This is a genomic window from Psychrobacillus sp., assembly GCF_056205495.1.
The window spans coordinates 1-2060 of record NZ_JBAEAP010000125.1; the positions used below are offsets into that span (position 1 = coordinate 1).

Below are 2060 nucleotides of genomic sequence, written 5' to 3' on the forward strand. Positions count from 1 at the left end.
AGGTCTTGCTGAAGCAATCCAAAAGAATTTTCCAGAAACGGAAGCCTTGGCGGGTACGGCAACAGCGGGTATTCCTCATGCAGCATGGGTAAGTGATGTATTAGAGCTTCCTATGATGTATGTACGCTCTAAGGCAAAGGAGCATGGTAGAGGAAATCAAATCGAAGGAAAAGTAGTGACAGGCCAGAAGGTAGTAGTCGTCGAAGATCTAATTTCCACTGGAGGAAGTAGCTTAACAGCAGTTGAAGCGCTTCAAAAAGCTGGGTTAGAAGTACTTGGAGTAGTAAGTATTTTTACATATGGACTTCCAAAAGCAGAGGAGTCTTTTAAAGAAGCAGAGATAAACTTTGTCAGCCTAACTAACTTTGAGACTTTGGTCAATGCGGCGCAGGAAGTAGGAACTATTACAGAAGCGGATATTCCGATGCTTACTAAGTGGCACAATGATTTGAAGCAAGGGTTATTAAAATAAGGAAGTGATCGCCTTCTCATTTTTAATTGAGAGGCGATTTTTTAATGGATGAATCAATTTCATAATCATTTGACTCACTTATCCTAGTTGAGCTGTCCTTGAATCAAAGCAACCTAAAGAAGCTTACAGATTTTTGCATAGTAAAAGAGAAAGAAGTGAGATTACTTCTTTCCCTGTTTATTCAAAGAAAGCTAGATTTATTAGTCTACTGTTACAGCAAGCTCTTTTACTAATATAGAAGGTGATCCATAGCCTCCAGGCTGAAAGGTAAGATCTGATGCAATGGTATCTATGTTTTTCATAAGGTGATAGAAGTTTCCAGCAATAGTCATTTGGTTTATAGGTGATGCGATATTCCCGTCTTTAATATGATATCCTGTTGCTTCCACAGAAAAGTCACCTGAAATAGTATTTGTTCCAGAGTGTAGCCCAGATAAATTAGTTATATAAATGCCATTTGGAAGATCACCTAATAACTGATCTCTGCTTTGCTCCCCAGGAGCAATATATAAATTTTGCGGTGCTATAGTTAAAGTACCTTTGTAAGAGGATTTATATGCATTTCCAGTGGACTCGCAGCCATCAATCTTAGCAGTCTTCCGGTTGTGTAGAATAGTTTCTAATGTTCCATTAGAAATAATTGTTTGTTTTTTGGTAGCAACTCCTTCGCCATCAAACGAAGATCCAGAAAAAGCATCAGGGTGGAAAGGGTCATCTACAAGAGTCAGTATATCTGATCCTATTTTCTCTCCAACTTTTCCTTTTAAAAGTGATTGGTCCTTTTGAGTATTTTCAGCAGAGAAAATTTCAGAAAAGGTTGCTAGGAGAGAGGCAGCGGAATCATGTCTGAATACGACTGGGTATTTTCCGCTCGGGATGGTTTTACCCCCCAAGTAAGATAATGCTTCTTTTGCTAGCTCAGTAGCAATTTCATCAGCATTCAAAGAATAAAAATCACGAGTCATTTTAATAACGTGCCCGGTTTTCATTTCATTATCAGCTTTTACAACTGCAGATACAAAAATATAAAGTCCATTTCTTTCATCCTGCAAAGAGAGTCCTTTATTATTAATCATTAATCGTTCGGAATTAAAATCTTCTAGCATGCAATAATTTAAAGTAGTTATTCTTGGGTCGTATGCCAGTACTTTTTGTTCAATGGCTTTTATAAGTTCAATCTTCTCAGGAATTCCTATCTTCTTTAATTCAGGATTACAAAAGCTATGCTGGACATATTCTTTACTTCCCTCGAAAATAGAAGAATTATCACTTTCATCTAAGATTTCAGCGTTAGCCTTGGCGTTTTCTACCAAGAAGGCAATCGAGCTCTCATCTATTTTTTCTGTATAAGCATAGCCCATGTTTCCGTTATACAGACCTCTAAACCCTATGCCAGCTTCTTCAGAGGTTTCATAACTATCTACTTCTCCATTAAAAATCATACATTTAAATGAATCTGATCTTTCGTAGTAAGCTTCTGCTTCAGAAAATCCAGTGGCTTTTGCTTGTTTAAGCAGCTCTTTTTGAAAGTCTGTTATATTCATCATTATTCCCCCTTTGTTCCACCAACAGTGATTTCACTTACACG

General features: G+C 37.4%; 2 protein-coding genes. One reads left to right on the plus strand and one right to left on the minus strand.

The features are described from left to right. The coding region (pyrE, locus tag AC06OU_RS03765) for an orotate phosphoribosyltransferase (protein ID WP_475854072.1) at positions 1 to 472 on the plus strand (472 nt) is incomplete at its 5' end. A gap of 200 nt (positions 473 to 672) precedes the next feature. Here the strand turns inward: pyrE and AC06OU_RS03770 are convergent. Continuing rightward, positions 673 to 2019 (minus strand): TldD/PmbA family protein, encoded by a 1347-nt coding sequence (locus AC06OU_RS03770; RefSeq protein WP_475854074.1) that lies wholly within the window; start codon positions 2017 to 2019, stop codon positions 673 to 675. Positions 2020 to 2060: the final 41 nt, after the last annotated feature.

Coding starts and splice junctions, on each gene's coding strand:
- AC06OU_RS03770 (WP_475854074.1), bottom strand. CDS start 2,019: ATGATGAATATAACAGACTTTCAAAAAGAGCTGCTTAAACAAGCAAAA.